Below are 25,893 nucleotides of genomic sequence, written 5' to 3'. Positions count from 1 at the left end.
TCCTTATTCCGAGTCGTGATAACTGTCGCGTACACGTTGCATTTTTTGACGCTGACGCTGATCCAGCATATTGGCGACGACCTGTGCGATCTGCTGTACGGACTGTCCAGGCTGGGCATGAATGTGCATGGTGATGGTGTCGCCCTGGATAATGACTTCACCACGGCCAGCTGCTGCAGGTTGAGCATGTGAAGTTTTGATTTTGGCCAGTGCCGGTGCAACGTTAATTTTTTGCATCAAGCCTGAAATATTCGGGTTGAAGATACCAAGCACGTCGGCAAACTTGGTTTTAAGATCCGGGTAACCATTTTGCAGGCCTACGCCCAAGCCACTCATAATGTGACCGCCCAGCCCTGCCATGACGCGGGATGGGCTTCTAATTTTTTGTTCCGCTTTGAAATAAGAAGGGATATAGCTTGTTACTTCTGCCCAGATTGTTTTGAGTTTGTTAAAACGTGATTTGATACCATTGACCAAGCCATCAATGATCATGCCGCCAAAGCCGGTAAATTTAGACGGTAGCTCAATGCCAAACCAGCTCATGACTTTGGCAAATGCTGCATAAAACAGTCCGATTGGGGACCAGTTAATAATGAGTGCTGATACGCCTTTAATCCCGCCATTAAATGCAGTTTTGATGGTATTCCATACACCAATAAAGAAACCCTTCACCGGTTCCCAGTACTTATAAAGCAGAAAAGCAGCCACAGCGATGGCTGTGATGGTCAGACCGATTGGATTCATCAGGAACAGGCGTGCTACAAACATGAAGGCTTGTCCAAGTCCCAGGAATGCGGCTTTGGCAATGCCAAAAACGGTCGGTAAGGCTTTAAATACGGTCATAGACATACGTCCGCTTAGAATCAGCGATGACAGACCAAAGCGCAGGCTGGCTATGCCCAATATCAGAGGTGAAAACACAACTAATGCACCACCAATCACCACCAGACTGGCAGCAATACCCAATAAACCCACACCCAGCATTTTGGCCAGTGTTGGATTTCGTTCCATCCAGCCATTAAAACCTTGAAGTGCAACAGTCGCAGTTTCAATAGCCTTGGTATAGATAGGCAAAATGGTGGTACCAAACTTGAGATAAGCATCATGCAGTTTGGCTTTGGCCTCAATTTCCTTACCAGTAGTGGTAGTTTTTGCCCTTTCGCTTAACTGATCAATATTTTCTGCACCGGCATTCAACTTGGCATTTTTATGAATTTGCTCACGTTGATCGTACATTGTTGAAAATAGGCTTGATGCTGTACGGTTTGTGAAAATACTGCCAATAGCATCATGTATTTGACCTCTCTCAGTAATACCTTTTTTTGCCAATTCAGGCAGTAGCACTTTTTCCATCCATGCGAACTGGTCTTTCTTAAAAAGATCAGCCCCTTTAATTGCGCCAACATCCAGGAAGGAGATCTGGCCAGCCTTGTCATGCTTTAACTTGCTTGGATCTGCGATTAAGCCAAGGCGTTCCATGTTATTTGCAGCACGTTTGGTGGTTCGACCTTGATAAATATTTTGATATGCCGACATCGCAGCTGTACCGAATCTATGTCCCCCCAGTTCCTGAACAATAGGTTCCATTTTGTAATAAAAGGCTTCATCAGTAAGACCTTTAACCGCAATGCCGCCTGTTTTAATCGCATTTAACCATTCAGGTGCTTGAACACGTCCACCGGTTGCAGTAACGACTTGTTGAATAATATTGGCCTGTTTATTGAAGGCTGCTTCACTTTTTAAACCATTACGAAGCTCAATAACTTTGAGCATATCCATGAATAAACGTTCATTTTCTGCTCCCTGTTCTGCACCAAACATGGCTTCATTACCGAATTTCATTTTTGCTAAAGTCGGTGCCACCATTTTGGCATGATGTACGTCGGCAAATGCAGTTACTCCATCTAGCATTAAACTCATGTTATCTAATGTAGATGTACCATATGTTTTCATTGCACGAGCATATTGAGTCGCTTCTTTGGTTGCATCCTTACCTAAACCTAAAGCACCAATACGATTTTCTGTAATATCCATACGCTTGGTTTCATCAATCGGCTTGCGCATGGAGTACATGACACCGACACCGGTGGCAGCTGCACCGGCACCATAAGCGGCAGCCGTTCTGGCATTGGATGCAATTTTTTGATGACTTTGCTGCATGCGGTTTAAGTTCTGCAGGTTCTTTTTCTGCTTGTCGATTTCAGTATTGGTGCCCTGAATTTTATTTTTCAGATTCTCCTGGTGCTGTGCCAAATCTGTCGACTTTAAACCGGCCTGGTTCAGCTCCTGGCGCAATGCCATCAGCTTGGGCTTCCCTTCAGTGATGACCTTGTTTAAACGACGTGCTTCAGTCTCGGCTTTTTTAAGTTCAGCCGATAACTGCGAATTTGGATTGCGGGATAGCTGGTCTTTTAGGGATGAAATTTTTTTATTGGTTTTATCCAGTTCCTGGGTAGCCTGTTTCACATCCTCCTTGAGCTTTCTAAAGGTTGCGATTTTATTTTGCTGGCGTTCCAGGTCTTTTAACTGGTCATTGGTTTTTTTTAAAGCCTTGCTGGCAGCATTACTGCTGCCGACAATGACCTTTAAAGCGGGGCTAAGCTTGTTTTTTGCCCCAAAAATGACTTCAAGTTTTAACGCTTTCATTCGGCATCTGATCCATTTCGTTCAATGGCTTTTTGATGCCATTGCATCAGTTCTGTGAGAGACATGTCGTCATAGGTTTGCGGTGGCCATCGGAAGGCCACCGCAATATTGGCAATGGCGTCTTCTACTGTTGGAGTGACAGTTCCGCACGCACTGATTTCGGTTGCAAAAAATAGATCACCGCTGCACCGAGCTGAACGATATCTGCAGGTTCAACTGCACCACTATTCAGCAGGCTTTGTGAAAGTGTTGGTGTGGTACATAGTGGCAAGATGGTACAGATGGAGTTCACGTCACCATTCAGGATTTCGGAAATACGGATTTTTCGCAGTGCCGGTACGCTTGGTTTACGCACTTCGATTTGAGTAAATTCTGTATTGCCAATTTTGATCGGTTCATCCAGGTCTACAATCTGAATGTCCGGGTTTTGGGTAATGAGTTTCTGGTTCTCAATTTGATCCGGAGTAGGTTGCTGAGCCTGATTTTGTTCTGGAGTTTGCATGTGATGTTCCTTAAAAAGTTTCAAATAAAAAAACCTTCTGCAGTACGAAACCACAGAAGGGCAGGAAAATTAGTGGCCAATATTGGCGCGGTGCTTCTCTAACAGATCCACACCGTTGACGATTTCAATCATGTTCGGAATATCAATTTCGACTTTTACGACGCCATCGATACTGAGCTTGTAAGCTGACCAGATGGTTTTAATAGAAGTTTCGGTGTCATCTCCGGCTTTCTGGTTGCCGAAATCGATTTCTTCATGACGACCACGAACAATAATTTCGACTGCAGAGGTTTCGCCTGTGTCATCACGCTGGTATGAACCGGCAAAACGCAGCATGTGTTCGCCTACCGTTGCAGCACCAAACTGTTCAATTACCAAGGCATCGATACCGCCAAGCTTCCAGTTGAACTCGGTAATGTCATCGCCCAGGCCTAAATCGACTTTGACGTTTCCGTTCATGCCACCACCACGCCAGTCTTCAAACTTGCGGACCAGTTTTGGAATGGTGACTTCACCTGTCTGACCAAGGTAAGAATTACCCTCGTTAAACAGGTCCATCAGTTTTAATTTTTTAGGTAAAGCCATGTGCTGTTTTCCTTATGTTTTCTATGCTGTCATACGTGCAGCAAAGTCACCTAGGTAACGATCTGTAATGCGTGAACGTAGGGTTAAATCTTCAAGTGGCGGTACTGGCGTAAAGTCATAATCCAGCAGTAATCGACCTGATTTGAGTGACTCTTTTGAGTTTGCAGAAGGATCGAACCAGCATTGGGCATCGATGATGTAGCCCTGGCCTTTCAGGTCACGGAATTTGGCATTGATGCCTTCGACGATGTCGCGTGCCAGGCTTGGATGAAGTGGTTTATCGACTGCCCACATATGCCCTTCTGCCATGGTGTCTGCCAGAATCTGAGCAGTACGGGTATAGTTTTCAAAGGCAAATAAAGGATCGGCAGAACAGGTACGGGAACCCCAGAAGCGGAAGCCGTCACGCTGAATTAAGGTGGTGATTTCGTTCGAGTTGAGGTAACCGGCATCAGTTTCCATGCTTTGCAGCTGCCAGAACACATCTTTTGAAATACCGGTAACACCATTGACTGCAACGTTGGAAAGGGTTTTATGCCAGCCGGTGTCATTGTCGATTTTGGCACGTAGGCCCAATGCTCGAGCAGTAGCTTCAAAGGTCGTGGTAGATGAGGTTACAGTGTCCCAGCCCAGGAAGTCTGGCCAGATGATCATGGTTTCGCGGGAACCAATTGCATCACGATAAGCAGCTGCTTCTTCTTTGGTTTCACAGCCATTTGCCGAAACGTAAACAAAGGAACGTAGTTTTTCTGCAATACCGCCAAAAGCTGCGGCAACTGCTGCAGTATCCAGCCCTGGTGCACCTAAAATACGTGGTTTCACTTTGAGGTTTTGTTCAGCCGTCAGCAAAGCTTTCATGCCGGTGTATTTGCCGTTGACCTGCCCACCAATGACTGCGGTGGTTTGCTCTGCTTCCGTTTCTTTGCTTGCCACACGCACGACAACGACTACTGCATTGGTCTGGTCTGCAATGGCCTGTAATGAACGTGCCAAGGTACCTTGAGTCCCTGCTTTTTCAACTGAGCCTTGTACGTCAGTTAAAAGTACTGCTGTGTCTAATGGAAATACCAAGGGATCTGCATCTTCTGCAGTTGCGACCATGCCAATGACTGCGGTGGAGACCGTGCGGATGGGACGGATGCCTTCATTGAGTTCTAGAACCCGGACACCGTGGAAATATAAATCTGTAGCCATAAAATTAGCCTGTGATCTGTTGTTTTATATACAGATGACAGGCTTACAAAATGGCTTTTTAATTGCGATGGGATACTGTTGTATTTCGGCTTTTTACAACAATATCAGTTTTTATTGATGAGCTTTAACACGTCCGGATTTTGCGCCAAAAATTCTGCCAGTTTTTCTTCTGGTGTCGTTTCCTGATGAACCTGTGGCTTTTGGATGAGTTCCCATTTGAAGCCATTCCAACGTGGCCACTGATCTTCTGGCCATTCAGTTGGCGGTGCAGTTTCGACACAGCCAGCCGGCAATGGAAAAACACCTGGTTCAAGCGGTGATTCGTCTGCCACTGTTTCACCGACAAACAGCCCAGAATAATTGGTTTGATACACTGTAATCTGATTCATGGTTTACTCCTTAGTAGCGAATGCAGGCAAGTTCAGCAATGTTACGTGGCCGTGTTTCTGATCCATAACTATTTTTAGTGTATGCATCTTGAATAATTCCATTCCAAGCACCATCACCTCCTGCGACTCTATACATAGAACCATTGTAGTTTGTCGCATCAAATGCTGTTTCAATTGCATGATTGTGTGATTGTATGTCTTGACCTTGTTTTGAACCTACTTGTCGTCCAGGATCAATACCGCGACCATCGTCTGCATAGCGCGGAAACTCACCACGTGCTTCTGGAACGTTGAACGTGCTTACTCCATCCCCAGCACCATAAATCGTGCCAATGGCTGCAAAAAGATCTGCATAAACAGCACGTGAATATGCAGCCCCATTACATTTTAACAAGCGATAGCCTGGAGGAATATTCGGTGATGCAAGCCCAATAATCGTACCTGGGGGACAGCTATTGTATTTAGCTTCATCAAAACTCATGACACCCAGGTTTTGACGTGCTAAGGGTTTATCTGGTACATCGGACAAATTATTTTTTTGCGCCAATGGGTAAGGCGCAGCACCAAGCGGTTCATTTTGAACAATCAGGATTTTTGCATCTGGATAGGCTTTGCCTAATGTGATGCGTGTGTCTGACGTTGCCAACCATCCATCTGCACCGGCTTTTTTAGTAATGCGTTCGCCATTAATATAAACCGCTGCACCGTGGGTGGTAGTAGTGCTGAGATCGACAATGAGCTGATCTGCCACCAGTGACTGTTCTTCTTCAATGGTATTGACGAAAACATCTGCCGTTCCAGCTTCATCCCAGAATGTATCGCCATCTTCATTAGATTTTTTCTTTAATACCTGGCCTATGGTACCGCCTGGGAACATGGTCGCAGGGGTCAATGTATTCATGATCCATTGATGCGTTGCAATGATCACGTTCGGGTCAAAATTCAGTGAAAGGACTTCAGGGTTAGAAATCACAAATGGAATTCGATAAACCGAATCCTGCACTACACCTTGCGCCAGTGTTGGTTTATACACTTCTGGCGTGCTTCCAACGATGATCATATTACCGTTGCGGTCAAACAAAGCAATTTCGCGAACTACAAAGCCTTCAACCGAGACCGGAATGATCATTTCAGCGGTGTATTTATTTTGGTTTTCTGGATCCTGATAGATACGGTTGACTGTAGCTCGGTATTTTTCACGTATTAACTGAGTCATAGACTCCGTTGGTGTCATTTTATTACCACCACCATCACCCACGGCAAAGTGGGTGATTTCGATGGTACGTTGCTGGCTGACTGCCTGGGAGACGAGAGCAAGTCCAGTGGCTGTGTAGATTGTTTTATACATTTCTTAACTCTTAGAATTTACTGTAATTAACTGAAATATTTTTTTAATCCTTATAATACTAATATAATTTTCTACCAAGTATCTAGCTATTTTAGAAGTGTGTTTAATTTACTCACAACACATAAATGATTGTTACATCAAGTTTTTTTGTGCAATAATTTAACACAACATCAAAATATGATTTATGTTTATGGGAAAATCTCGCAATCAATCACTTGATATTTTAAAAATAATACTTGCTGTATCAGTTGTATTTTTACACTGCCACTTCCTCAAAGATATTTCTATTATTGGATATTATTCAACAGTAGAAGGTATCTTTAGATTAGCTGTTCCGACTTTTTTGATTATTAGTGGTTTTTATTTTTTTCATATTAAAGATTTTAAGGATCTAAAGAAGTGGGTAGTTAGACTAGGTTCTCTTTATCTAATATGGATGATAATTTATTCACCATTGTGGTTTAGTTTAAATAACTTACCAAAAACATTATTTACATTGTTTAATGGCTACTATGTTTTATGGTACTTAATAGGTGCTCTATTCAGTGGAATAATTGTTTACTTCATTAGAAATTTATCAAGAAACGTTCATATTTTGCTAATACTATTTTCGTTTGCGCTCGGCTGTATCATTCAGCTTGTTGGAAATTTACATGTTTTCAATGGAATTATAGATAAAGTTCTTAATTTCAATGCCATTCATAGAAACTTCTTATTTTTCTGCCTTCCATTTTTCTTGTTAGGATATTTGATAAATAAGTATGAAATTTTCAATAAAATCAAAATTAGTCTAACTGTACTTTTGATGCTTTTAGCACTAGTTGTTTTAGAGTCAAATATAAATAGGATTCTGGTAAGCTCCACCGAAAACCTAGATCAAATATTTTCACTTATAATAGCTTCTCCGGCCTTATTTCTATACTTTAAGAGTAAAAACTTACAAGGTAAAACTAAAGATCTAGCTAATTTATCAACAGCTATTTATCTAATTCACCCTATGATTTTAATTGCTCTTGCATACTACTTAACTCTAAATGAAACGGTAATTTCTTTTATAGTATTGGGATTGGCTACTATAGCTGGAGTCCTCTTGGTTCATCTAAATAAAAAACTTAAATACATCCTTTAGAAAAAAAGGGTCTCTTTTGAGACCCTTTTTTTATTATTGAGCTAATTCAATTTCTACTGCGAAAGATAACGAGGATTGTCCAGATGTTAGTGATTCTGTCTCTATTTTCAAATTTATTGTATCGCCAGGGTTTAACAAATATTGTCCAGGTTGATAATGTATTATTCTAGTTTTAGAAAGATTATCCGCTGTAAAAACATTGGCCATTAATAGACTACCATTTTTATATAACCTTGCTGTAGCAGTTCCTGAAATTGTTAATTGTTGAACTGCTAATCTAAATGATTTAATGAACACTTCTCTATTAACGTAAGACAGCAGATTTCCACCAGCAAAACTCATATCAGTAGAGGTATTGGTTCCTGTAGTCATACTAGGCAAACTAAATAGGAGTTTATTTAGAGTTTCTCCTACATATTGATTAGACAAGCCATCAGCACTATCAATTTTAGTTTGAATACCTTCGAACTCAGTTTTTGAAACTAAATTTCTTATGCACCCAGCTCCCATCTGTACACCGATTTTCATTAATGGTGTTGATCGATCATCAATAATATTATTTCCAATTAATTTGTTATCAGTACTATAATATGTAACATTATCAATATCTTTATAACTGAAAAGCCCTATCGCACCAACTGATGCAGTTCCAGATCCTATAACATTATAAACGGTGTTTGAGTGAACATCATTTTTCGCACAGCCATAAAACATAATCCCTCGATTGCGACCGCCACGACAAGTATTATTTGAAATTTTGGTACGGTATGTTCTATAAAACATCATATGATGATCTGTTACCAAAGGATCTGTTACAGCCAAATCCCAATCATTTCCAGACACATCAGAATCATATAATTCACAGCCATTTCCTTGACCATAGAATCCAGCTCCAAATAAATTATGTCCTCGATTCCCCTTGAGTCTTAATCCTCTATACTTATAAGCTGATCCAGATGGAGGTTGAGCTAAAACAACTGCATGTATGCGTACACCCTCAACCCCAATAAAATCATTATCATCAATATTGTTTTGTGCGGTACCCCTCTGTGCAATGCCCTCTAGTGCACTCAAATAAATAGTATTACCCCTAATATCATTGTTAGTTGCACCTGAAATATATACAGAATGTCGACTAGTCGGTTTTGATGTAATGCCGTGAACTTTACAAAAAGTTGGTTTTGGACTGCTTACTAAACCTTCAATAACAATAGAAGAACCAATAGTACTTTCAAAATTAATATTGCGATATTTTTGACGAGTTGCCCCACCACGTGTAGCGAGTGATGCTGTGTTGTTGCGTCGACCGCCTGTATGTTTAACTGTTAAATCTTTAACCCCGCCTCCGACTGTTTCAGTGCCAGAAAATTGCACAAGATCCCACCATACAGATGTTGTAGGTTGGTCATCAATTGGGGTTATTTCATGAAGGATAGTGTCATCACCACGTCCAGCTAAAGTCACTTTCCCTGGCATTTTTAAGCATGGTCCATCATTAACTGGTTTAATAACAAACTCTCCAATTGATAAATCTACCGAGCCACCTCCCGTTGAAGCTCTTTTATTGGCAAGTTTTAAAATTGCTGCTTGATCAATCGAAAAGTCTTTATCGGTTACAAACGGATAATCAGCTTGTACATCTGCCAATCCATTGTATTTAGGATTGTAATAATTTGATGCTGCTGTATACCACTCTTCTACAGTGTGAAATATACCGTCGCCAATCGCACCATAATCATAAATAGTTTCATTATCACGTATTACTTTCTTATTAGATGCTTTTTCACTTTTTAAAAGTTCTGTTCGTGCAGCTAATGCTTTGGCTTGCTCATTCATGTTCCCATTAACACCGCCCCATGCCAACTCTTCATTTTCAAGCTGACGTACAGCTGGCCAGCCTGGTTGTACTTCTAAATTTGCCATTACATATCTACTCCATTTAATTTTTTGGTACCGTCTAATTTCCAAGTGCCATCCAGATGAAGACCACCGGCACATTTCGTAAATTCAGTGTCATGACCAGCGTGAGTTGCTGCATTGAGTTGCAAATTTGATGGGCTTTCTAGAACAACTGTGGTGTCGATTAGATGAGAACGTAAATTTTTATAAGCATGGACGACTTTTAATAATTCTTTGTAATCGGTGACAGATACGCTGTCCTGGCTGGTTTGAATAAAAATTTTAAAGGTATATGGTTTTCCCATTGGCACCATCTGGAACCATTCCTGAACAATGACAGGAAAACCCAGCGAATTAAGAGCAACTTCAAGTGCCCCCACAGTTCCCTTGATGCTGTGGTTATAGAGTGAGGTCTTAATTACCTGGCGTTTCTGTGCTTCAGTCCAGTTTTTGTTCCAGATATCGACCGAGCGTTCCCAGGCTAACCATGGCAGTACTTCTGCTGGTGCATTTAGTGGATCGTTAAAGCTACGGATATTCAGTTCTACATTTGAGACACGCGCAAAAGCATTCTCAAACTTCATTTCAAATTTTGTGGCATTCGGTGGCAGCAGTTGACTCATACACTAACCCTCGAAATGTTGATACCGGTGCAATAGGCAACCTGACCAATTGAAGTATCAATATTCCCTGCAGGGGAAATTAAATTGACTCGGCTAACACCTGGTTGATGCAGTGCCTGGTAAATTCCTGAAAGGGAAACTCCACCATTAAATGCATGAGATTTTTTGCTGTATTCATCGGCTGCTTTATAACAACTGTTTAGAACGATATTTTCATCTGGACCTTCATCGATAAAGATTTCTGCTTCAATGCTGTAATTCAAAATAGATGCCGAATAGATGATTGGCCGGTCAGTCAAAGGCCGAATGGATTTGGCATTCAATGCTGCAGTCACGATATTTAAAAGGTCTTCTGATGCTGTACCATCACCTTCTGTTGAAAGCACATAAACATTGCAGATACCTGTTGGATTACCAGTTTCATCCAATGGAGCATAGGGATAAATATCTTTGACCCGTGGATCTGCATTGAGACCGTGAAAAATATATGAACCTTCACTGCCGGCTGTGGTTTGGCCTTCCGGTGCCAGCTGGACACGTCTACGCAAGGACTCATTTGATTCTTTAACTTCCGGTGTAGTATCTGTAGCTGGACTGATAATCCGTCGTGAAAGATTGCGTTCAGCTGCTTTGTGGTCGAGATCTGCACCTTCAGCATAAGCAAGCAAAACTGCACGCGCCTGGTTATTGGCATCTTGGCGGACCAACATTTCACGATAGGCAAAGGCTTGTGCCAGCTTCATTGCTGGATCCGACTCAAGCAGGTCGGGAAACTCTGGATCGACTTCACGCATTTTCTGATAAAAATCTTCCAGACCTTCTCTTAAAATAATTTCGAAATCGATCTGTTTCACCACATCGGGTGGTGCAAGTAAGGATAGGTCGATGGCTGTAGATGAGTTAATGCTCATGTTAAAGCTCCAACGAGTAAAGGTATGTTCATATTTAAGCTTTGACCGGATTGGACGATTGTTCCTTCAAGATTGAGGACCGTTTGCCCTTGATTTACTTCGCTGATATAAAGCTGGCTGATCTGGATACGTGGTTCCCAGCGCAAAATTGCTGAATAAATAGTGCTGTAACATTTGAGATACAGTGCTTCACTGGTAGGTTGATCCAGTAAATTTGCGACTTGTGTTCCATACTCACGACGCATGAGTCGTGAGCCAATTGGCGTACCGATAAGGTCTTCTAGTGACTGACGAATGTGGTCTAATTCGCTCAGTTCATTCCCACTATGACGTGACATCATTACTGCGGTCCTCCGGTCGAACTTGGACCTGGTTCAACGCCAGAATGTGTATGTTCTTTTAGGCTGATAGATCCAGCGGTGACATTGGCTTCAGTGCTGAAATGATCTGTTGAATGACTGCTGCCCTGGACAAGTTGACTGCCACCAACGGTATTGTTTCCGGTCATTGCAATACTGCCATTGACCTGGACATTGCCATTGATAGTGGTATCTCCGTTTACCGTTACACCACCTGGTGCAGTAAGAATGGCTTTACCGCCTGCAGGTAAGATTGCGGTCAACTCATGACTGGAAACGTCATAAGTAAAAATGCAGCCATCTTCAAAAATACGGATAGTTTGATTCAGGTCATCTGAAGGAGACGGATTATCTGCATTATTAAATCCGGCAATGGCTACACCCATTTCCAGCACACCGGATGGACTCAGCACCATGACTTCCTCACCAATACTTGGTGGATCCCATGTTTTGGTTTTCCCTGCCCTTAAAGAAAGAAAACGAAGTTTTGCAGTCGTAATCTCGCCAATGGTGACGGTGACTGTCGTAAATGGTTTAGCCGAATAAATGGCCTTGATTGTTCCGAAGCGAATCAGGTTTTCAAGGCGTCGATGTAGTTCTGCGCTCATGCTGCAATCGTGTTGCAGTCATTTCGTTATTGCATGTGGTTGCTGTTGTATTTAGGCTTTTTACAACTCATTTTATGGCTTGACTGACAGGTAATCTAAGACATCGTTTTCAATCATTTTTATTTCTTCATCGGTAAAACCTAGCAGTTCCCGGCTGTCATATTTTATGGTTGGACCATCACGGTCGACCTTGTCCCTTAAACCGAACTGGTGAACCCGGGCAATAAAGGCCACCCGACCGGCAAAGCCAATGGCTATGCCCTGAGCTGTTCTTTCCATACGCATGTATTTGGCACTTTTGATGACATTGAACATTTTATTTTTGATTTTGTTTTTTTTGTCACGCAGGCGGTTTTTCCGTGGCACATATGTACTGCCATCCGGATTTTTCTGTTTGGTAATACGCGACTTTTGTGATGCCCGAAGTTTACGACCAATATACATTTCCAGCTTACGTCGTTCAGCATCACTGAGCTGATGTAACATTGCGCCCAGGTGTTCTGTCAGTAATTCTAAATCTGCCATAGCTTCACCAATTTTATGGGCCAGGTGAAGCTGAAGTCCAGGATGCTAGTACTTCACCAGTCGCGTTGTCGATAAGCTGCATCGGCTGTGAATCCAAAGGTGTTTCATACTTAGGTTCAGCCGGGAAACTGACATTTAATGTTCCATCAGGCTGGCGTTTTACAATGACGCGTTCAGTCACAGGAAAAGTCAGCGATAGATCTACGGTATCATTGTTTAAAATTACCGTTTCAAATTTGAAAGCTTCTTTGTTTTTGTCCAGGTTCATGAGCAGTTCAGACTGGTTGACACGTACCCAGTCCAGTAGCGGAATCATGACAGCATCCAAATCTCCGGCATATTCAGTCAAAATGAAATTAAGGTCATAGACATATTCGAAAGAAAGACCGCTCGCACCGGTGCAACGGACATTGCCTTTGTCGGTAAAAATCAGCATACGTTCTGGATCCCGCTGCAGTTCTTTGACTGCAGCAAGGATATGACTACGAAGGCTATCGGGCTTTTTCATTTTGTTGTTCCTGAATCTTGATGACTGAGTCAACTTTTGCAGCGCAAAGTGCCCTGGCCAGTTCTGTGGTTTCTAATGCAAAAATTAAGTCTTCATTGGTTTGAATATTTAATAAAGGCTTATTGCACCTGGTCAGAACCGGATAAAGCGGAGTGGACCACGTTTGTTGTACCGGTGTTGTTGAACAAGCTACGAATAGCATCGGGCACAGGCTGACTAGCCCAAGTTTTAGCATCCTGGTCATGGTTTAAAATCTCTTTAATCGTGATTTTTCGTTGTTCTGAATTCAGCTGCAGTTCATCCTGAAATTCTTGCAGGTCGGAAATAGCTTGAGCCTGGCTAGTGATCTGCTCCCTGATATCGGCAATGTTCCTATTTTGAGCATCAATAATATCCTGCTTTTCAGTTAGCGTAGTTTCTAACTGGCCAACTTTTTGCTGCAGGTGGATATAATGCTGAAATGCGAAATACAGACATAAAAAACAGAGCAAAGCTAAGATCGGCTTTACAAATGGTTTGAGGATAACTAAGGCATTCATGCTGCTTTTTGCTCCCCATAAATCGGTTCCAGATGATCCCATTCTTTCTGGAACTTCGCCTGATAGCCTAGTTTTTTATAGCTTGGTCCGTTGTACAGGGTGAATACTGCTTCCCAGTTTTCTGCACGCAGCGCATCAAGAAGTGCAACTTTTTTACCATTTACGGTACCTGTTTTCCATTCAATAAAACGAATAAAGGCTTCCAGCTGCAGGGATTCATTGGCCTGCATCTGTTCTACAAATTCAAATACCGAGCTATAACCGAGTTCTTTCCAGTTTTCGCCCATGATCTGGAATTGACCCCAGCTGCATGACATTAAAGCTGCTTCCGGACAGATATTCTTTGCCAGACTTAAACGTGTGTATTCAGCTTCATTGCCTTTATAGCCACCTGTTGCAGTATTCACCAGATTCGGGAATTGCTTCATTTGGGCATTGGCAAAGGTTTTGCTTTTTAACTGAACCAGATAGTGATACATGCGGTGGCGTTCAAACAGGATTTTGGCCTTGCCATTTTTCAGGAAACCGACACCACGACCTTCAGTTGCACCAAATACCCGGATGGCCAATTCAGAAACGTTTAGGCGTTTTGCAGCTGCTGTGTAGTCACTGTCTTTTAAAAATTTAGAAACGTTTTGGCCAGCCAGTGCTGTCCGTGTTTTATCCCCGACTTTGCCGTCGGCCAGAATTCCGACACTTTTCTGAAACTGCAGTACTGCATATTCAGTATTGGTACCAAAGTCGCCATCCGGCTTTAAGGCCTTGCCATCTTTGGCGTTGAACCCCAGGCTGATGAGTTGCTTTTGTATACTGACGACAGCATCACCACGGGCACCAAATTTAATAATCATGCCGGACTCCAGATCAGTTTGGCCACATTGCCTTTGGTTTTATAGATAAGTACAGCCAGCAGAGCAGCAAAGAATGCGTCCCAGATGGTGACCGGATCTTTAAAAAACAGGATATGTACGGTTTGCCCCATACATGCAGCAATGAGCATGGCAGCAAGCCATGCATAGCCACGGTGAAAGTCTGATCCGTTGCGGTTATAGCAAATGATACGAAATGCACAGAAAAGATATGCAATCAGGGCAATAAACTGGAATAGATGTTCAATCATGAGGATCCCCCATTTCTAAATGCTTTCCACATTTCAGAAAGCTTGGTTTTCTTCACCCAGTCCACGGCTTTAACCAAGATAAAAAGTGAAAATGTTGATGTAATTAAGGCAGCCGTTGCATCACTGGTAATCATGGTTCGGCTGGTAATTTCTGGTGCAAGCAGATATCCAATCCCGGTTGATAAGAGCATGGTACGAAGACGCTGCCAGCCATTTAAGTCTTTTTCATAAGTAGCAATGAAAGCTGCTCCGAGCACCGCCCCAAGCATCGCGTCCCCATTAATAAAAGGGAGGAATGCGATTACACTTAATCCAGCAACTGTTGCTGTTGTAGTTGGTTCTGCCATATTTTTATTAATCCCATAGCTGGATGGTTTGTTTAATTTGTTGTGATGTTTCGATATCTGGCAGAAAGACTTCAGTGCCCATTGGAAGAAAAGGTCCAAGCGCAGCAAGTTCTGGATTGGCTTCAAGTACTTTTTCCACCACTCCGGAACTTCTGCCATATTCTCTCCAGCAGATCGCATCGACGGTGTCGTATTGCAGGGCATTGATAGTTTTGGCCATAAGTCATCTATTCCTTACAATCCAAGCTTTCTTCAATTCTGATTTCGCACTCATATAATGTCGGATTAATACCTTGTGAATTTGGTACGATTCTAGATTCCGCTTTTAAGCAACTGTGGGTCAGATCAAGACCTAGTTCTGTTGCTACTTTTTCAAGTGCAAGTCGCTCTAATTCACGTTGTTCAAATCTGTAGGTATGCGTACACTTATGAGTCTCGACCGATGAAATTTTCATTTTCATATCAATTCCACCACGGTATGGTTTTCACCCAGTAATTGCTGAATGGCCCATTGCTTATTTCGTCTGTAATCGTCGACTGTGCATTCCGCCTGTTCGGCCTTTTTTGCTCCTGAATTTGAACTGTCATAATTACGGTAGTTCTCGTTCACTTTGGCTGCGACACCATTGGCCACTGCAGACAGATACAGATAATCGGTTTCTGGTTGATCGTTAATTTGAGTCGTTGATAAATCGGATAGTTGAGCTGCCTGGTCTTTTAAACTTTTGAGCAGTCGATTGACGTCGATGACTTCTTCAATGATGACTTGCTGGAGCCTGGCATCTGTGACTGCCCCATCGATTCTGACGACTTCACGGATGTGATCCAGAACAACATCCGGATAAAACGGGTCACTCTTGATGATGACCTGGCTTGGTGTGTTATTGCCATTTGCGACAAACCCCATGATGTCCCCTGCCGTTGTTTTTATTGAATATTTAGTGCACGGGTGGGAACAATGGTTTTAATGAGTATTACAATGTAATGACATCACCATTGTTCGCCCATGCGGTGCGTGGGCACTCGGTTAATCCGCTTTTTGATCCGTTTCGTTTTGATCATTTGCGGGTTGTGAACTATCAGCATTCGCTGATGATTCAGTTTGTTCGACTTGCTGCGGTACAAACTTTTTCAACAATGTTTCCACTGTTTTTAAATCCTGTTTACCACCACATTTTTCATCTAGTTCAATTGCCCGTTCAAGATAAGCCTGGGCATCTTGAGCGAATGTAAGATCGGACTGACTAGGTTCATCTTTAGTTTTGATCAATTTAATTTTGGCTTTACCCAGCGCGACAAAAAGTTTTGCTTTGACCTGGTCTGGCATATCCAAAACTTTGGCATCGATATCCGTTCGAATAACAATTTTTTCGAGCTGCTGAAGTACTGCGAGATCAACTTCTGCATTGGTCTTGAGCTGTTTCAAAAATGCATTGGCGATTTCTTCCGTCACCAAAGTTGCAGTTTTACGTTCAAAGCGGTCCGGCATGATCATGTTATGCACAAGTGCAAACTCAGCCATTTCTATAGCTTTGCCATAATTTTCAACATCGATACACCAGACCAGAACGGTCATAAACACGACGTCTTGAACAGATTTATTGGCTTCAATAATTCCGTCTATATACGGTAAATATGTTGGTACCAATGCTTTTTTAAGCTGGATTTTCGCTTCAGTAGATTGAATCTGCTTTAAGCGATGGCGGTCATTGTTGAGCTGGGCAAGTTGCAATTCATAAAATGACTGCTCTTGCATGGTGCCGAATTCAGCAGCCGTTTCGGCTGCTGCTTTAGCACTATGTTTCATGAAATGTTGACGTGCTAATGACATAGGCTTACACCGATTCGATGTTTTCTGCTAATGCAGCAAGGCCTAGATCTTCAATGTAGTAATCTTCATTTGAAGATTCATAGTTTTCGATCTGGTCACGTTTCGGGTTGTCGATGACAGTACGACGACGAGCACCTTCCTGAACATAAATCGATAAATTGTCGAAAGTCGTTACAAGGATGGCACCTTCAGGGAAGAATGGCACTGCATAAACAGGCAGGTTACCCATACGTTTCTGGCTGATAATCATATCCGCTGCCAGTTTTTCAGAATTGTCCTGTTCTTTGTTGACCAGTGGGAAGTACTTGTCTGAAACTGTTTTACGGTTACACAGTACAACCAGATCTGGATTGTCCTGGTGAACTTCATCAATCAGTTCACTGACCATATCCATGACCAAGGCATCGACATTGTGATAGTCACCAGTTGCGCCAATGGTAATTTTTCCTACTGTTGCACCAGATGACATGACACGCGCAGCATTTTCTTCACGCATTTTTTGCAGCCAGCCTTTGTTGACGTCCTGCAATTTAGGATTGGCCACAATATCTGTTGTGGTTGCAATAGAAGTACCGTTGAAGCCGATCATGATACGGTCAAGACCTTGACGTTTTTGGATTTGACCAGAAAAACGCGCATAGAAGTCTTTGAACTTCGCCCATTGGTCCAATTTTGCATATTTGATGGCTGTATCGAAATCTGTTTTACGGCAGAAATAGAAACGCTCATCCATTGATGACGGATCTGTTGCTTGACGGTCAGTGGTACCTGTATTGGTACGTGAAGCAATTGGACGGCTAATGCCAAGGCCTACTGCAGCACCTGACTGTTCTTCTACCAAGAAAATATTAATTTTTTGTAAGAAGGCAGAAGATAACTGAATTTTATCTTCCAGTTTTTGTTGGACTGATGGCTCAACATTGAACTTTTGAGAAACTTTTTCAACGTTGTTCAGTTTAGCCAGTTGTTTCATGGCTGCGTTATATTTAAAACGTGTTTCGATACGCATGATGTTTACTCTTTTTAATTCTGGAATGGGTTAGCAATCGACAACTTCAGTGAAATTCGAATTGCCAGACTTAGGACGCGGATCTGAATCAGGTTCGCTATCGAGTTTGGTTTTTAATTCGTTGAAGTCGTTTTGCAGCTGTTCATGTGCTGTATTCAAGTTATTAAAATCAGTCTCAAGTTTTGAAACGGCTTGACCTTGATTTGCTGTTTCTTGAGCGATTTCAACAATGGCTTGTTCTTGTTCAGAAAAAGATTCCGCAGACTTTTTCTCAGTTTGTTCTTGTTTTGAGAATAATTTTTTGACTTTGTCGAGTAAGCCTGCGGAATAGGATTGCGACTCTTTCACTTCTTCAAATTCGAGAGTGACTTCTTGAGCAGCAGTAAACAGGTTTTCTGGACGCTGTTTTTTGTCAGCCAATGGATTTACTTTTGCACCGGCTGCGAACTGAAGCATTTCGGTACCCAATGATGCCGGGCTGTCAGTTACGGCAAGACCAATAAGATATGCTGAACCTTTATTGGCAAAATTTTCATCAACTTCGATTGATGTATAGACTTTTTGTTTTTTCTTATTCAGTTCGATCAGACTTTGCGTCGGTTCGATCTGTGCAAACAGTGCATCTTTTTCTTCACCATCGATAGTGACTTTTTCAGTTTTCAATGCCAGGACATCACCATAAGCACCAAAAATACCGTCAGGAAAAACGCTACGGAAATGCTCAATATTGATACGAGCACCATAGGTGTCTGGATTATAGTTTTGCGCCATTTGGATAATCCAATCGGCTTGAATTTCACGACCGTCGGTCGTGTCACCCGCTACAGCAATACGAAACCATTTCGATTTGTATTTCTTGTCTTTGTTGTCTTTGCTCATTTGCAAACCTATTCGTTAATTATGAACGGATAAAAATCACGATTTTGAATAGGTGCAGAATGGGCAATGATGAGTAATACAGGCAATTGGAAGCTGTTGTATTAAGGCTTTTTACAACTTGGTCAGACTGATAATTAAGCCTTGTACTGCCAATGTTTGCACATTAAAGCAAACAGCAAATGGCAATGAATGACCTATCCCCTATAGCAAATTTGCATCTGATTATGGACAATAAACTTAAAGCCAAGTTCTTGTATTGGCTTGGGTGGAAGATTGTCGATATTGCAGAAGTACTCAATGAAAATGAACGTACAGTTCAGGCATGGAAAACACGTGAAGATTGGGAAAAAGAGAAACCCGAAAATCGTGTCGAAAATGCCCTGTCTCTACGTTTAATGATGCTAATTCTTAAAAATAAAAAGACATCTGGCGACATTAAAGAAATTGATGTGTTGATGCGGGCTTATAAAGAATTTGCCCGAATTGAAAAATATCGCAACGATGGTACCGAAGCTGATCTGAACCCCGAGATCCGCAAGCGCAATACAGCACCACGTAAAAAAGTTCCCAATTCATTTACTGAAGAAGACATTGAAAATCTAGTCATTGCCTTTGAAGAAGGTCTATTTGAGTACCAATGGAATTGGTACCGAGCCATTGATCAACGTTCACGTGTAATTTTAAAAAGCCGGCAGATTGGTGCTACTTATTACTTTGCCAGGGAAGCTCTGATTGATGCCTTAAAAACTGGACGAAATCAGATTTTCCTATCTGCTTCAAAAGCCCAGGCACATATTTTCAAACATTACATTAAAGCCTTTGCAGCAGATGTTTGCGGTGTTGAACTGACTGGGGATCCGATTGTTCTTCCGAATGGTGCTGAACTTTTATTCCTGGGAACAAACTATCGTACCGCCCAGGGGCATCACGGTAATTTCTATTTCGATGAATTTTTCTGGACTCATGGATTCAATGAACTGGAAAAAGTTGCATCAGCAATGGCTCTGCATAAAAAGTGGCGTAAAACCTACTTTTCTACTCCTTCTACAATTACCCATGAAGCATACAGTTTCTGGACTGGTGCGAGATTTAATAAAGGTCGACCAAAGGATAAACAAGTCAAAATTGATGTATCGCATGATTCATTAAAAAAAGGCCGGATCTGCGAAGACAAAATCTGGCGTCAGATTGTCACTATCCTGGATGCTGAAGAAGGCGGATGTGATTTATTTAATATTGATGACCTTCGTTTTGAATACTCTGCAGAAGACTTCCAGAACTTATTGATGTGCGAGTTTGTGGATGATGGCCAATCTATGTTCCCACTCAATATGCTGATGCATTGCATGGTCGACAGTTTGGAACTTTGGTCAGATTTCAAAATATGGCATACACGTCCATTTGCAAACAAGCCTGTCTGGGTTGGATATGATCCGGCTTTAAGTGGGGACAATGCCGGGCTAGTCGTACTTGCTCCGCCAGCCGTTGCCGGTGGTAAGTTCCGAGTCCTGGAACGTCATCAGTTTAAAGGCGATGACTTTGCTCAACAGGCTGAACATATTCGCAGCATCACTAAACGTTACAACGTCACATATATCGGGATTGATACGACAGGCATGGGGGTTGGTGTTGCAGAGCTGGTTCGACAATTCTTCCCTGCAGTTCATGCCTTTAAGTATTCACCAGAAGTTAAGGCCCAGCTCGTCTATAAAACCTTAGATGTCATCCGCAATGGACGACTTGAATATGATGCAGGCGATAAAGACCTGACCCAGTCATTAATGAGCATAAAAAAAACAATGACAGCTAGTCAAACACAAATCACTTTCACTGCCGGACGTTCAGAAGAAATTGGTCATGCGGATCTCGCATGGGCACTGATGCATGCAATTTATAACGAACCACTGGCCGGTATAACAGAAACAAATACTTCCGTATTGGAGATTTATTCATGAACCCTTTTTCAACAGCTAAAAGTTTAATGAACACAGCCTTAAACTTTTTACCTCAACCTTTGCAGCAAGCCATTCCACAAAAGACTGAAGCATTTTCATTTGGTGATGCTGTTCCAGTTCTAGATGGCCATGATTTATCAAATTATATGGAATGCTGGTTCAATGGCCGTTGGTATGAACCGCAAGTGAGCCTAGAAGGATTATCCAAAAGCTGGAAGTCCACGCCATATTTGAGTAGTGGAATCATTTTTAAGCGTAACTTCCTGGCCAATTTGTTTAAGCCCCATCCCCGCATGAGCCGGCAGTCATTTGAACAAGTCGCATTGGATTTTATCTGGTGTGGAAATACTTACGTTGAAGATGTACGTTCACGACTTGGGAATACAATTGAATTTAAACCGGCATTGGCAAAGTACACTCGTGCTGGAGAACATAAAGGACAATACTTTTATTTAGATCAAGGTCATCGTGGGTATACAGAATATGAGTTCCCTCAAGACCGTATTTGTCAGATCCGAGAGACAGATATTGATCAGGAAATTTATGGTACACCAGAATATATTTCGGCCTTACAAAGTGCCTGGCTAAATGAATCAGCGACACTATTCCGTCGCAAGTATTACAACAACGGATCTCATGCTGGTTTTATCTTATATGTGAATGATCCAGCCAGTGATCCCAATGACATCACTGCCCTACGAACTGCACTAAAAGAAAGTAAAGGTCCGGGGAACTTCCGTAATCTTTTCTATTACAGTCCGAATGGTAAAAAGGATGGTATCCAGGTTATTCCGACTTCAGAAATTGCTGCTAAGGATGACTTCACCAATATTAAATCCATTACCCGTGATGACACACTTGCTGCACTACGGATCCCACCGCAGCTGATGGGAATTGTACCGAGCAATGCCGGTGGATTCGGTGATATTAAATCTGCGACTGAAGTTTTTTATCATAATGAAATTGTTCCGCTTCAATCACGCTTGCTGCAGTTCAATGAATGGGCCGGAGATGAAGTGATTAAGTTCAAAGAGTATGGATTAATTCAATCTAAATAATCCCATATATGGATATGAGAGAGATTATCATTAGATGAGCTATTCGGAAATTCCGGATAGTTCAAACATATGAATATCCTTATATGTGGAGCTCTATGTGTGGAGCTAAGCAAGTTCAAATCAAGCAAATCATAAATAAAAATGTCAGGCACAATGTCAAAGCATTTCATACTCTTATCAATGTCTTACATAATAATTAAGTGAAATCATGTCAGTAATTATGTCGAACTAAGAAAGATTCATTCCTAGTTAAGCAAGCAACCATCAAGCATTTCGTTATTATCAACAATATGGTGCCTTCATTTGTGAAGGTACCATCCATAGAAGCCTGCGATTGCAGGCTTTTTTATTATCTTAAGCATAAATGAGAAGTATTCCCAACTGTACTGACCGTACCCTAGCCCCGCGCAGTTGCCCCACCCCACCTGCCCGCTCTAAATGTGTCTGATTTACTGCGGAGCCAAGCAAAGTTGAAATCAAAGTCAAGGCAGGCCGTTACTACTATCTTTCAAGGCTTAGGCTAATTTTTTAATACTGCATTTCACTACGAAATATGATCTTTCAGAAAAGACAAAACAAATATTTCACCGACCTTATTTCGAGCACATCAATGGATACTTTCAAAACCTATAAGGACATAAAAATGTATTTTTATAGATAGTGGACATCGATTGAAGTAATAAAGTAATAAATGTTTTTAAGTGATTGAATTTAAATAATTAAATACATTACTTTTAAAGGTAATTTTTTGTAATTTTTGAAGTAATATTTTTTAAGTTATTGATTTTATTGAAGTGAAATATTTATAAATATCACCTTTTTTCACAGTAATAAATTACTTAAATATTACCTCTAAATTACTTTTTAAAAACTCTATAAGTTATTGTATTAAATATGATTATATAAAAATATTACTTTATTACTTCAAAAAAACGATAGCCCCTAAATATTTTTTAATTTCTATAAATGAGGGGTTTTATATGTTTTTCACTCGATTCTTTTCATTTTCATGGGAATGAGTTGGGAATTAATCAGTCATTCACTCGTACATTAATGTGATCATTAAATAAGGGATTTATAAGCCTTCCCTTTGAAAATCAATTAATTACTTGCTACTGATCTTCTTTATACATTCGAGAATTTGGTGCGCCCAGCGGGACTCGAACCCACGCCACAGGCTTCGGAGACCTGTACTCTATCCAGTTGAGCTATGAGCGCGCGATGCACATCATAACAAAAAAAACCGTAAGGTAAAGCAACTATATATAAGTCATCAATTTTTGTGCTTATACTTTGAGCAATGTTCCATTATTGCAACAGACAATTCCTGCTTATTTACTTGGTTTATTCAGCAAGATCACTCACAATACTCATACTATTCACCAAGTGAGAATTTCATGACTGATGCATTGACCTTGAGGGACGTATCCAAAACCTATCGTAACGGTTTTCAAGCACTAAAAGGAATCAACCTAACGGTACCTGAAGGTGAGTTTTATGCCCTCCTTGGTCCAAATGGTGCGGGTAAATCAACCACCATCAGCATCATTAGCTCACTGACAAAAAAAACCTCCGGTACAGTGGAAATTTTTGGTCATAATCTGGATACCCACCCTTCAGAAGCCAAACAATGCCTGGGTGTCGTACCGCAAGAATTCAACTTTGGTCAGTTTGAAAAAACCTTTGATATTTTGGTGACTCAAGCCGGCTATTACGGTATTCCTAAAAAAATTGCAGAAAGCCGGGCTGAAGAATATTTAGAAAAATTAGGCTTATGGGAAAAACGTGGTATACAGGCACGCATGCTCTCTGGCGGAATGAAACGCCGTTTGATGATCGCCCGTGCCATGATGCATCAACCTAGGCTGCTCATTTTAGATGAACCGACTGCCGGTGTAGATATTGAATTACGCCGTTCAATGTGGGATTTTCTCACCGAAATGAACGAAAAAGGTACATCAATTATTCTGACTACGCATTATCTAGAAGAAGCTGAAATGCTATGCCGTCGCATTGCCATTATCGACCGCGGCGTGATTAAGGAAGATACCAGCATGAAATCTTTCTTAAACCAGCTCAGTGAAGAATCCTTTATTTTTGATCTGGTCGAACCGATTCAACCGCTGCATCTTGAAATTATCGGCGTTCGTTTTAATTTAATTGATCCAGTGACCTTAGAAGTGACCATGGACAAGGCACATACCTTGAATGAACTGTTCCAACTGCTGGAAGCACAAGGCATTCAAGTACGCAGTATGCGTAACAAGTCGAACCGTCTGGAAGAAATCTTTGTAAAAATGGTGGAAAAAAATCTTGAAGGAGCCGCGCAATGAACTTCAATCAACTCAGTGTTGCGCTGTATACCCTGGTACATAAAGAAGTGCGTCGCTTCATGCGCATCTGGCCGCAAACCTTATTGCCGCCCGCCATTACCATGAGTTTGTATTTCGTGATTTTTGGTAATCTGGTCGGTTCACGGATTGGCACAATGGGTGGCTTTAGCTACATGCAGTTTATTGTACCCGGCCTGATTATGATGGCGGTGATCACCAACAGTTATGCCAATGTCTCCTCCAGTTTCTTTAGTGCTAAATTTCAAAAAAGCATTGAAGAACTGATTATGAGTCCTGTGCCTCTGCACATGATTTTGTGGGGCTATGTAATTGGTGGTGTTTGCCGTGGTGCCTTGGTCGGTATTATTGTGACCGCAATGAGCCTGTTTTTTACCGACTTATATATCACCAACTGGTTCGTCACTATATATACCGTGCTGATTACGTCATTTTTATTTTCATTAGGCGGTTTTATTAATGCTGTTTATGCAAAATCATTTGATGATATTTCGATTATCCCCACTTTTGTACTGACTCCACTGACTTATTTAGGTGGTGTATTCTATGCCATTAGTGCTTTAAGTCCATTTTGGCAAAATCTCTCTTTAATTAACCCGATCGTATATATGGTCAATGCCTTTCGTTTCGGCATTTTAGGTCATAGTGATGTTAATGTTTCCATTTCATTGACTGTGATTACCTTATGTTGTGCTGTGCTATATGGCATAGCGTACTATTTACTTTCTCGTGGTTCAGGAATGCGTGAATAATGAGTGTAGAACATTCTCTATTAGGTAAAGACACCAATTATCCAACAGAATATCAACCCGATATTCTGTTTCCAATTTCACGTGCCACTGCACGTGAAAAATACGCCCATGTTGAAGGTATTCAGCAAGGTCAAGACTGGTGGCATGTTTTTGAAATTTCCTGGCTCAATGCTGCAGGCATTCCTCAAGTCGCGATTGGCCGTATAACTCTACCGGCATCTTCACCTAACCTGATCGAATCAAAATCGCTCAAGCTCTACTTTAATAGTATGAACTTTACCCAATTTGATTCAAAAGAAGCATTTATTGCGACGGTCGAAGAAGATTTATCTGCTGCAGCAGGTGCACCGGTCACGCTGACTTTATTTCAGGTAGATGATCTTGATATTTCCAAACCTGAAGGAACCTGTATTGATGATTTAAGCCCTGAACGCCTGGAAAACCATCCAGATGCGAGTTTATTAAAATTAGACACAGAAAATAGTGAAGCAGTTGAAGTACAACTTTATTCACATTTATTACGCAGTAACTGTCCAGTCACCGGCCAACCGGACTGGGGCACAGTTTTTATACGTTATCAGGGCAAAAAACCTTGTTATCGCAGCATTTTAGCTTATATTATTTCTTACCGTCAGCATAACGGTTTCCACGAACAATGCGTGGAACAGATGTTTGCCGACATCTGGCAAAACCTTGCGCCGGAAAAACTGATGGTATATGCAACTTATACACGTCGTGGTGGATTAGACATCAACCCTTGCCGTGTATCCGATGCGACATGGATGCCTCGCCCCATTCGTTTGGCGCGACAATAAAATGAAGAATA

Annotated in this window: 31 protein-coding genes and 1 tRNA gene; 6 read left to right on the top strand and 26 right to left on the bottom strand. The window is 41.6% G+C overall.

Annotated elements, in window-relative coordinates; all coding sequences use genetic code 11:
* Positions 1-3: 3 nt before the first annotated feature.
* The 7 genes from ABJ384_RS04940 to ABJ384_RS04910 form a co-directional block, all read right to left on the bottom strand.
* Positions 4-2,646, bottom strand: coding sequence for a phage tail tape measure protein (locus ABJ384_RS04940; protein ID WP_349929201.1), 2,643 nt, complete (start codon positions 2,644-2,646; stop codon positions 4-6).
* Positions 2,643-2,753: a GpE family phage tail protein gene (locus tag ABJ384_RS04935; RefSeq protein WP_349929710.1), complete on the bottom strand. Its 111-nt coding sequence runs from the start codon at positions 2,751-2,753 to the stop codon at positions 2,643-2,645. The genes ABJ384_RS04940 and ABJ384_RS04935 overlap by 4 nt, the downstream gene beginning before the upstream one ends.
* 17 nt (positions 2,754-2,770) lie before the next feature.
* Positions 2,771-3,148, bottom strand: coding sequence for a phage tail assembly protein (locus ABJ384_RS04930; RefSeq protein ID WP_349929199.1), 378 nt, complete (start codon positions 3,146-3,148; stop codon positions 2,771-2,773).
* Between the two features lie 69 nt (positions 3,149-3,217).
* On the bottom strand, positions 3,218-3,733 hold the full coding sequence (locus ABJ384_RS04925) for a phage major tail tube protein (protein WP_349929197.1): 516 nt from the start codon (positions 3,731-3,733) through the stop codon (positions 3,218-3,220).
* A 21-nt stretch (positions 3,734-3,754) separates the two neighbouring features.
* Complete coding sequence (locus ABJ384_RS04920; RefSeq protein WP_349929195.1) at positions 3,755-4,927, bottom strand: phage tail sheath protein; 1,173 nt, start codon at positions 4,925-4,927, stop codon at positions 3,755-3,757.
* A 104-nt stretch (positions 4,928-5,031) separates the two neighbouring features.
* Positions 5,032-5,316, bottom strand: coding sequence for a phage tail protein (locus tag ABJ384_RS04915; RefSeq protein ID WP_349929193.1), 285 nt, complete (start codon positions 5,314-5,316; stop codon positions 5,032-5,034).
* A gap of 10 nt (positions 5,317-5,326) precedes the next feature.
* A complete protein-coding gene (locus ABJ384_RS04910) occupies positions 5,327-6,664 on the bottom strand; it encodes a phage tail protein (protein ID WP_349929191.1) in 1,338 nt (445 codons plus the stop codon).
* A 190-nt stretch (positions 6,665-6,854) separates the two neighbouring features.
* Between ABJ384_RS04910 and ABJ384_RS04905 the strand changes: the two genes are divergently transcribed.
* Positions 6,855-7,793 carry an acyltransferase family protein gene (locus ABJ384_RS04905; RefSeq protein ID WP_349929189.1) on the top strand — a complete coding sequence of 313 codons (939 nt, stop codon included), beginning with the start codon at positions 6,855-6,857 and terminating at the stop codon, positions 7,791-7,793.
* 33 nt (positions 7,794-7,826) lie between these two features.
* Here ABJ384_RS04905 and ABJ384_RS04900 read toward each other — a convergent pair whose 3' ends face one another.
* From ABJ384_RS04900 to ABJ384_RS04815, 18 genes are all read right to left on the bottom strand, one after another.
* Positions 7,827-9,716, bottom strand: a complete 1,890-nt coding sequence (locus tag ABJ384_RS04900) for a hypothetical protein (RefSeq protein WP_349929187.1) — start codon at positions 9,714-9,716, stop codon at positions 7,827-7,829.
* Positions 9,716-10,315 carry a phage tail protein I gene (locus tag ABJ384_RS04895; protein ID WP_349929185.1) on the bottom strand — a complete coding sequence of 200 codons (600 nt, stop codon included), beginning with the start codon at positions 10,313-10,315 and terminating at the stop codon, positions 9,716-9,718. Before ABJ384_RS04895 ends, ABJ384_RS04900 begins: the two co-directional genes overlap by 1 nt.
* Positions 10,312-11,226: a baseplate J/gp47 family protein gene (locus tag ABJ384_RS04890; protein WP_349929183.1), complete on the bottom strand. Its 915-nt coding sequence runs from the start codon at positions 11,224-11,226 to the stop codon at positions 10,312-10,314. The genes ABJ384_RS04895 and ABJ384_RS04890 overlap by 4 nt, the downstream gene beginning before the upstream one ends.
* Positions 11,223-11,567 carry a GPW/gp25 family protein gene (locus ABJ384_RS04885; protein ID WP_349929181.1) on the bottom strand — a complete coding sequence of 115 codons (345 nt, stop codon included), beginning with the start codon at positions 11,565-11,567 and terminating at the stop codon, positions 11,223-11,225. Before ABJ384_RS04885 ends, ABJ384_RS04890 begins: the two co-directional genes overlap by 4 nt.
* Entirely contained in the window at positions 11,567-12,193 is a 627-nt protein-coding gene (locus ABJ384_RS04880) for a phage baseplate assembly protein V (RefSeq protein ID WP_349929179.1), read from the bottom strand. The genes ABJ384_RS04885 and ABJ384_RS04880 overlap by 1 nt, the downstream gene beginning before the upstream one ends.
* A gap of 72 nt (positions 12,194-12,265) precedes the next feature.
* A complete protein-coding gene (locus tag ABJ384_RS04875) occupies positions 12,266-12,718 on the bottom strand; it encodes a phage virion morphogenesis protein (RefSeq protein ID WP_349929177.1) in 453 nt (150 codons plus the stop codon).
* 13 nt (positions 12,719-12,731) lie between these two features.
* Complete coding sequence (locus ABJ384_RS04870) at positions 12,732-13,226, bottom strand: phage tail protein (RefSeq protein WP_349929175.1); 495 nt, start codon at positions 13,224-13,226, stop codon at positions 12,732-12,734.
* Positions 13,210-13,428, bottom strand: coding sequence for an Rz1-like lysis system protein LysC (gene lysC / locus ABJ384_RS04865; RefSeq protein ID WP_213072369.1), 219 nt, complete (start codon positions 13,426-13,428; stop codon positions 13,210-13,212). The genes ABJ384_RS04870 and lysC overlap by 17 nt, the downstream gene beginning before the upstream one ends.
* Positions 13,346-13,765: a hypothetical protein gene (locus tag ABJ384_RS04860; protein ID WP_349929173.1), complete on the bottom strand. Its 420-nt coding sequence runs from the start codon at positions 13,763-13,765 to the stop codon at positions 13,346-13,348. The genes lysC and ABJ384_RS04860 overlap by 83 nt, the downstream gene beginning before the upstream one ends.
* Positions 13,762-14,616, bottom strand: a complete 855-nt coding sequence (locus ABJ384_RS04855; protein WP_349929171.1) for an N-acetylmuramidase family protein — start codon at positions 14,614-14,616, stop codon at positions 13,762-13,764. Before ABJ384_RS04855 ends, ABJ384_RS04860 begins: the two co-directional genes overlap by 4 nt.
* Positions 14,613-14,885, bottom strand: coding sequence for a phage holin family protein (locus tag ABJ384_RS04850; RefSeq protein ID WP_068911220.1), 273 nt, complete (start codon positions 14,883-14,885; stop codon positions 14,613-14,615). Before ABJ384_RS04850 ends, ABJ384_RS04855 begins: the two co-directional genes overlap by 4 nt.
* Positions 14,882-15,232 carry a putative holin gene (locus ABJ384_RS04845; RefSeq protein ID WP_349929169.1) on the bottom strand — a complete coding sequence of 117 codons (351 nt, stop codon included), beginning with the start codon at positions 15,230-15,232 and terminating at the stop codon, positions 14,882-14,884. Before ABJ384_RS04845 ends, ABJ384_RS04850 begins: the two co-directional genes overlap by 4 nt.
* 7 nt (positions 15,233-15,239) lie before the next feature.
* A complete protein-coding gene (locus ABJ384_RS04840; RefSeq protein ID WP_086374273.1) occupies positions 15,240-15,452 on the bottom strand; it encodes a tail protein X in 213 nt (70 codons plus the stop codon).
* A gap of 7 nt (positions 15,453-15,459) precedes the next feature.
* Entirely contained in the window at positions 15,460-15,693 is a 234-nt protein-coding gene (locus ABJ384_RS04835) for a hypothetical protein (protein WP_349929167.1), read from the bottom strand.
* Positions 15,690-16,139 (bottom strand): head completion/stabilization protein, encoded by a 450-nt coding sequence (locus ABJ384_RS04830; protein ID WP_349929165.1) that lies wholly within the window; start codon positions 16,137-16,139, stop codon positions 15,690-15,692. Before ABJ384_RS04830 ends, ABJ384_RS04835 begins: the two co-directional genes overlap by 4 nt.
* Before the next feature lie 120 nt (positions 16,140-16,259).
* A complete protein-coding gene (gene gpM, locus ABJ384_RS04825; RefSeq protein WP_349929164.1) occupies positions 16,260-17,063 on the bottom strand; it encodes a phage terminase small subunit in 804 nt (267 codons plus the stop codon).
* A gap of 4 nt (positions 17,064-17,067) precedes the next feature.
* On the bottom strand, positions 17,068-18,072 hold the full coding sequence (locus tag ABJ384_RS04820; RefSeq protein WP_349929162.1) for a phage major capsid protein, P2 family: 1,005 nt from the start codon (positions 18,070-18,072) through the stop codon (positions 17,068-17,070).
* 30 nt (positions 18,073-18,102) lie between these two features.
* A complete protein-coding gene (locus ABJ384_RS04815) occupies positions 18,103-18,951 on the bottom strand; it encodes a GPO family capsid scaffolding protein (RefSeq protein ID WP_349929161.1) in 849 nt (282 codons plus the stop codon).
* A gap of 185 nt (positions 18,952-19,136) precedes the next feature.
* Here ABJ384_RS04815 and ABJ384_RS04810 point away from each other — a divergent pair, with 185 nt between their 5' ends.
* Positions 19,137-20,906 carry a terminase family protein gene (locus tag ABJ384_RS04810; protein WP_349929159.1) on the top strand — a complete coding sequence of 590 codons (1,770 nt, stop codon included), beginning with the start codon at positions 19,137-19,139 and terminating at the stop codon, positions 20,904-20,906.
* Positions 20,903-21,964, top strand: coding sequence for a phage portal protein (locus ABJ384_RS04805; RefSeq protein ID WP_068911215.1), 1,062 nt, complete (start codon positions 20,903-20,905; stop codon positions 21,962-21,964). The genes ABJ384_RS04810 and ABJ384_RS04805 overlap by 4 nt, the downstream gene beginning before the upstream one ends.
* A gap of 1,142 nt (positions 21,965-23,106) precedes the next feature.
* Here the strand turns inward: ABJ384_RS04805 and ABJ384_RS04800 are convergent.
* Positions 23,107-23,182 (bottom strand) — tRNA-Arg (locus ABJ384_RS04800).
* 179 nt (positions 23,183-23,361) lie between these two features.
* On the opposite strand from ABJ384_RS04800, the gene ABJ384_RS04795 reads away from it, so the two are divergent.
* Genes ABJ384_RS04795 through queF form a run of 3 tightly spaced genes read left to right on the top strand, consistent with a single transcriptional unit; the run spans position 23,362 to position 25,882 of the window.
* Positions 23,362-24,297: an ABC transporter ATP-binding protein gene (locus ABJ384_RS04795; protein ID WP_349929157.1), complete on the top strand. Its 936-nt coding sequence runs from the start codon at positions 23,362-23,364 to the stop codon at positions 24,295-24,297.
* Positions 24,294-25,067 (top strand): ABC transporter permease, encoded by a 774-nt coding sequence (locus ABJ384_RS04790; protein WP_086195004.1) that lies wholly within the window; start codon positions 24,294-24,296, stop codon positions 25,065-25,067. The genes ABJ384_RS04795 and ABJ384_RS04790 overlap by 4 nt, the downstream gene beginning before the upstream one ends.
* Positions 25,067-25,882 (top strand): NADPH-dependent 7-cyano-7-deazaguanine reductase QueF, encoded by an 816-nt coding sequence (gene queF / locus ABJ384_RS04785; RefSeq protein ID WP_349929155.1) that lies wholly within the window; start codon positions 25,067-25,069, stop codon positions 25,880-25,882. The genes ABJ384_RS04790 and queF overlap by 1 nt, the downstream gene beginning before the upstream one ends.
* Positions 25,883-25,893: the final 11 nt, after the last annotated feature.

This window comes from Acinetobacter sp. A1-4-2 (genome assembly GCF_040233925.1).
Lineage (GTDB): Bacteria > Pseudomonadota > Gammaproteobacteria > Pseudomonadales > Moraxellaceae > Acinetobacter.
The sequence above is the reverse complement of the archived record's forward strand: the minus strand, read 5'-3'. Positions and strand labels throughout refer to the sequence as shown.

What these genes read in the sequence shown, in the direction of transcription:
- ABJ384_RS04940 (WP_349929201.1), bottom strand. Translation starts at nt 2,646, where the DNA reads ATGAAAGCGTTAAAACTTGAAGTCATTTTTGGGGCAAAAAACAAGCTT.
- ABJ384_RS04930 (WP_349929199.1), bottom strand. Translation starts at nt 3,148, where the DNA reads ATGCAAACTCCAGAACAAAATCAGGCTCAGCAACCTACTCCGGATCAA.
- ABJ384_RS04925 (WP_349929197.1), bottom strand. Translation starts at nt 3,733, where the DNA reads ATGGCTTTACCTAAAAAATTAAAACTGATGGACCTGTTTAACGAGGGT.
- ABJ384_RS04920 (WP_349929195.1), bottom strand. Translation starts at nt 4,927, where the DNA reads ATGGCTACAGATTTATATTTCCACGGTGTCCGGGTTCTAGAACTCAAT.
- ABJ384_RS04915 (WP_349929193.1), bottom strand. Translation starts at nt 5,316, where the DNA reads ATGAATCAGATTACAGTGTATCAAACCAATTATTCTGGGCTGTTTGTC.
- ABJ384_RS04910 (WP_349929191.1), bottom strand. Translation starts at nt 6,664, where the DNA reads ATGTATAAAACAATCTACACAGCCACTGGACTTGCTCTCGTCTCCCAG.
- ABJ384_RS04905 (WP_349929189.1), top strand. Translation starts at nt 6,855, where the DNA reads ATGGGAAAATCTCGCAATCAATCACTTGATATTTTAAAAATAATACTT.
- ABJ384_RS04900 (WP_349929187.1), bottom strand. Translation starts at nt 9,716, where the DNA reads ATGGCAAATTTAGAAGTACAACCAGGCTGGCCAGCTGTACGTCAGCTT.
- ABJ384_RS04895 (WP_349929185.1), bottom strand. Translation starts at nt 10,315, where the DNA reads ATGAGTCAACTGCTGCCACCGAATGCCACAAAATTTGAAATGAAGTTT.
- ABJ384_RS04890 (WP_349929183.1), bottom strand. Translation starts at nt 11,226, where the DNA reads ATGAGCATTAACTCATCTACAGCCATCGACCTATCCTTACTTGCACCA.
- ABJ384_RS04885 (WP_349929181.1), bottom strand. Translation starts at nt 11,567, where the DNA reads ATGATGTCACGTCATAGTGGGAATGAACTGAGCGAATTAGACCACATT.
- ABJ384_RS04880 (WP_349929179.1), bottom strand. Translation starts at nt 12,193, where the DNA reads ATGAGCGCAGAACTACATCGACGCCTTGAAAACCTGATTCGCTTCGGA.
- ABJ384_RS04875 (WP_349929177.1), bottom strand. Translation starts at nt 12,718, where the DNA reads ATGGCAGATTTAGAATTACTGACAGAACACCTGGGCGCAATGTTACAT.
- ABJ384_RS04870 (WP_349929175.1), bottom strand. Translation starts at nt 13,226, where the DNA reads ATGAAAAAGCCCGATAGCCTTCGTAGTCATATCCTTGCTGCAGTCAAA.
- lysC (WP_213072369.1), bottom strand. Translation starts at nt 13,428, where the DNA reads ATGCTATTCGTAGCTTGTTCAACAACACCGGTACAACAAACGTGGTCC.
- ABJ384_RS04860 (WP_349929173.1), bottom strand. Translation starts at nt 13,765, where the DNA reads ATGAATGCCTTAGTTATCCTCAAACCATTTGTAAAGCCGATCTTAGCT.
- ABJ384_RS04855 (WP_349929171.1), bottom strand. Translation starts at nt 14,616, where the DNA reads ATGATTATTAAATTTGGTGCCCGTGGTGATGCTGTCGTCAGTATACAA.
- ABJ384_RS04850 (WP_068911220.1), bottom strand. Translation starts at nt 14,885, where the DNA reads ATGATTGAACATCTATTCCAGTTTATTGCCCTGATTGCATATCTTTTC.
- ABJ384_RS04845 (WP_349929169.1), bottom strand. Translation starts at nt 15,232, where the DNA reads ATGGCAGAACCAACTACAACAGCAACAGTTGCTGGATTAAGTGTAATC.
- ABJ384_RS04840 (WP_086374273.1), bottom strand. Translation starts at nt 15,452, where the DNA reads ATGGCCAAAACTATCAATGCCCTGCAATACGACACCGTCGATGCGATC.
- ABJ384_RS04835 (WP_349929167.1), bottom strand. Translation starts at nt 15,693, where the DNA reads ATGAAAATGAAAATTTCATCGGTCGAGACTCATAAGTGTACGCATACC.
- ABJ384_RS04830 (WP_349929165.1), bottom strand. Translation starts at nt 16,139, where the DNA reads ATGGGGTTTGTCGCAAATGGCAATAACACACCAAGCCAGGTCATCATC.
- gpM (WP_349929164.1), bottom strand. Translation starts at nt 17,063, where the DNA reads ATGTCATTAGCACGTCAACATTTCATGAAACATAGTGCTAAAGCAGCA.
- ABJ384_RS04820 (WP_349929162.1), bottom strand. Translation starts at nt 18,072, where the DNA reads ATGCGTATCGAAACACGTTTTAAATATAACGCAGCCATGAAACAACTG.
- ABJ384_RS04815 (WP_349929161.1), bottom strand. Translation starts at nt 18,951, where the DNA reads ATGAGCAAAGACAACAAAGACAAGAAATACAAATCGAAATGGTTTCGT.
- ABJ384_RS04810 (WP_349929159.1), top strand. Translation starts at nt 19,137, where the DNA reads ATGAATGACCTATCCCCTATAGCAAATTTGCATCTGATTATGGACAAT.
- ABJ384_RS04805 (WP_068911215.1), top strand. Translation starts at nt 20,903, where the DNA reads ATGAACCCTTTTTCAACAGCTAAAAGTTTAATGAACACAGCCTTAAAC.
- ABJ384_RS04795 (WP_349929157.1), top strand. Translation starts at nt 23,362, where the DNA reads ATGACTGATGCATTGACCTTGAGGGACGTATCCAAAACCTATCGTAAC.
- ABJ384_RS04790 (WP_086195004.1), top strand. Translation starts at nt 24,294, where the DNA reads ATGAACTTCAATCAACTCAGTGTTGCGCTGTATACCCTGGTACATAAA.
- queF (WP_349929155.1), top strand. Translation starts at nt 25,067, where the DNA reads ATGAGTGTAGAACATTCTCTATTAGGTAAAGACACCAATTATCCAACA.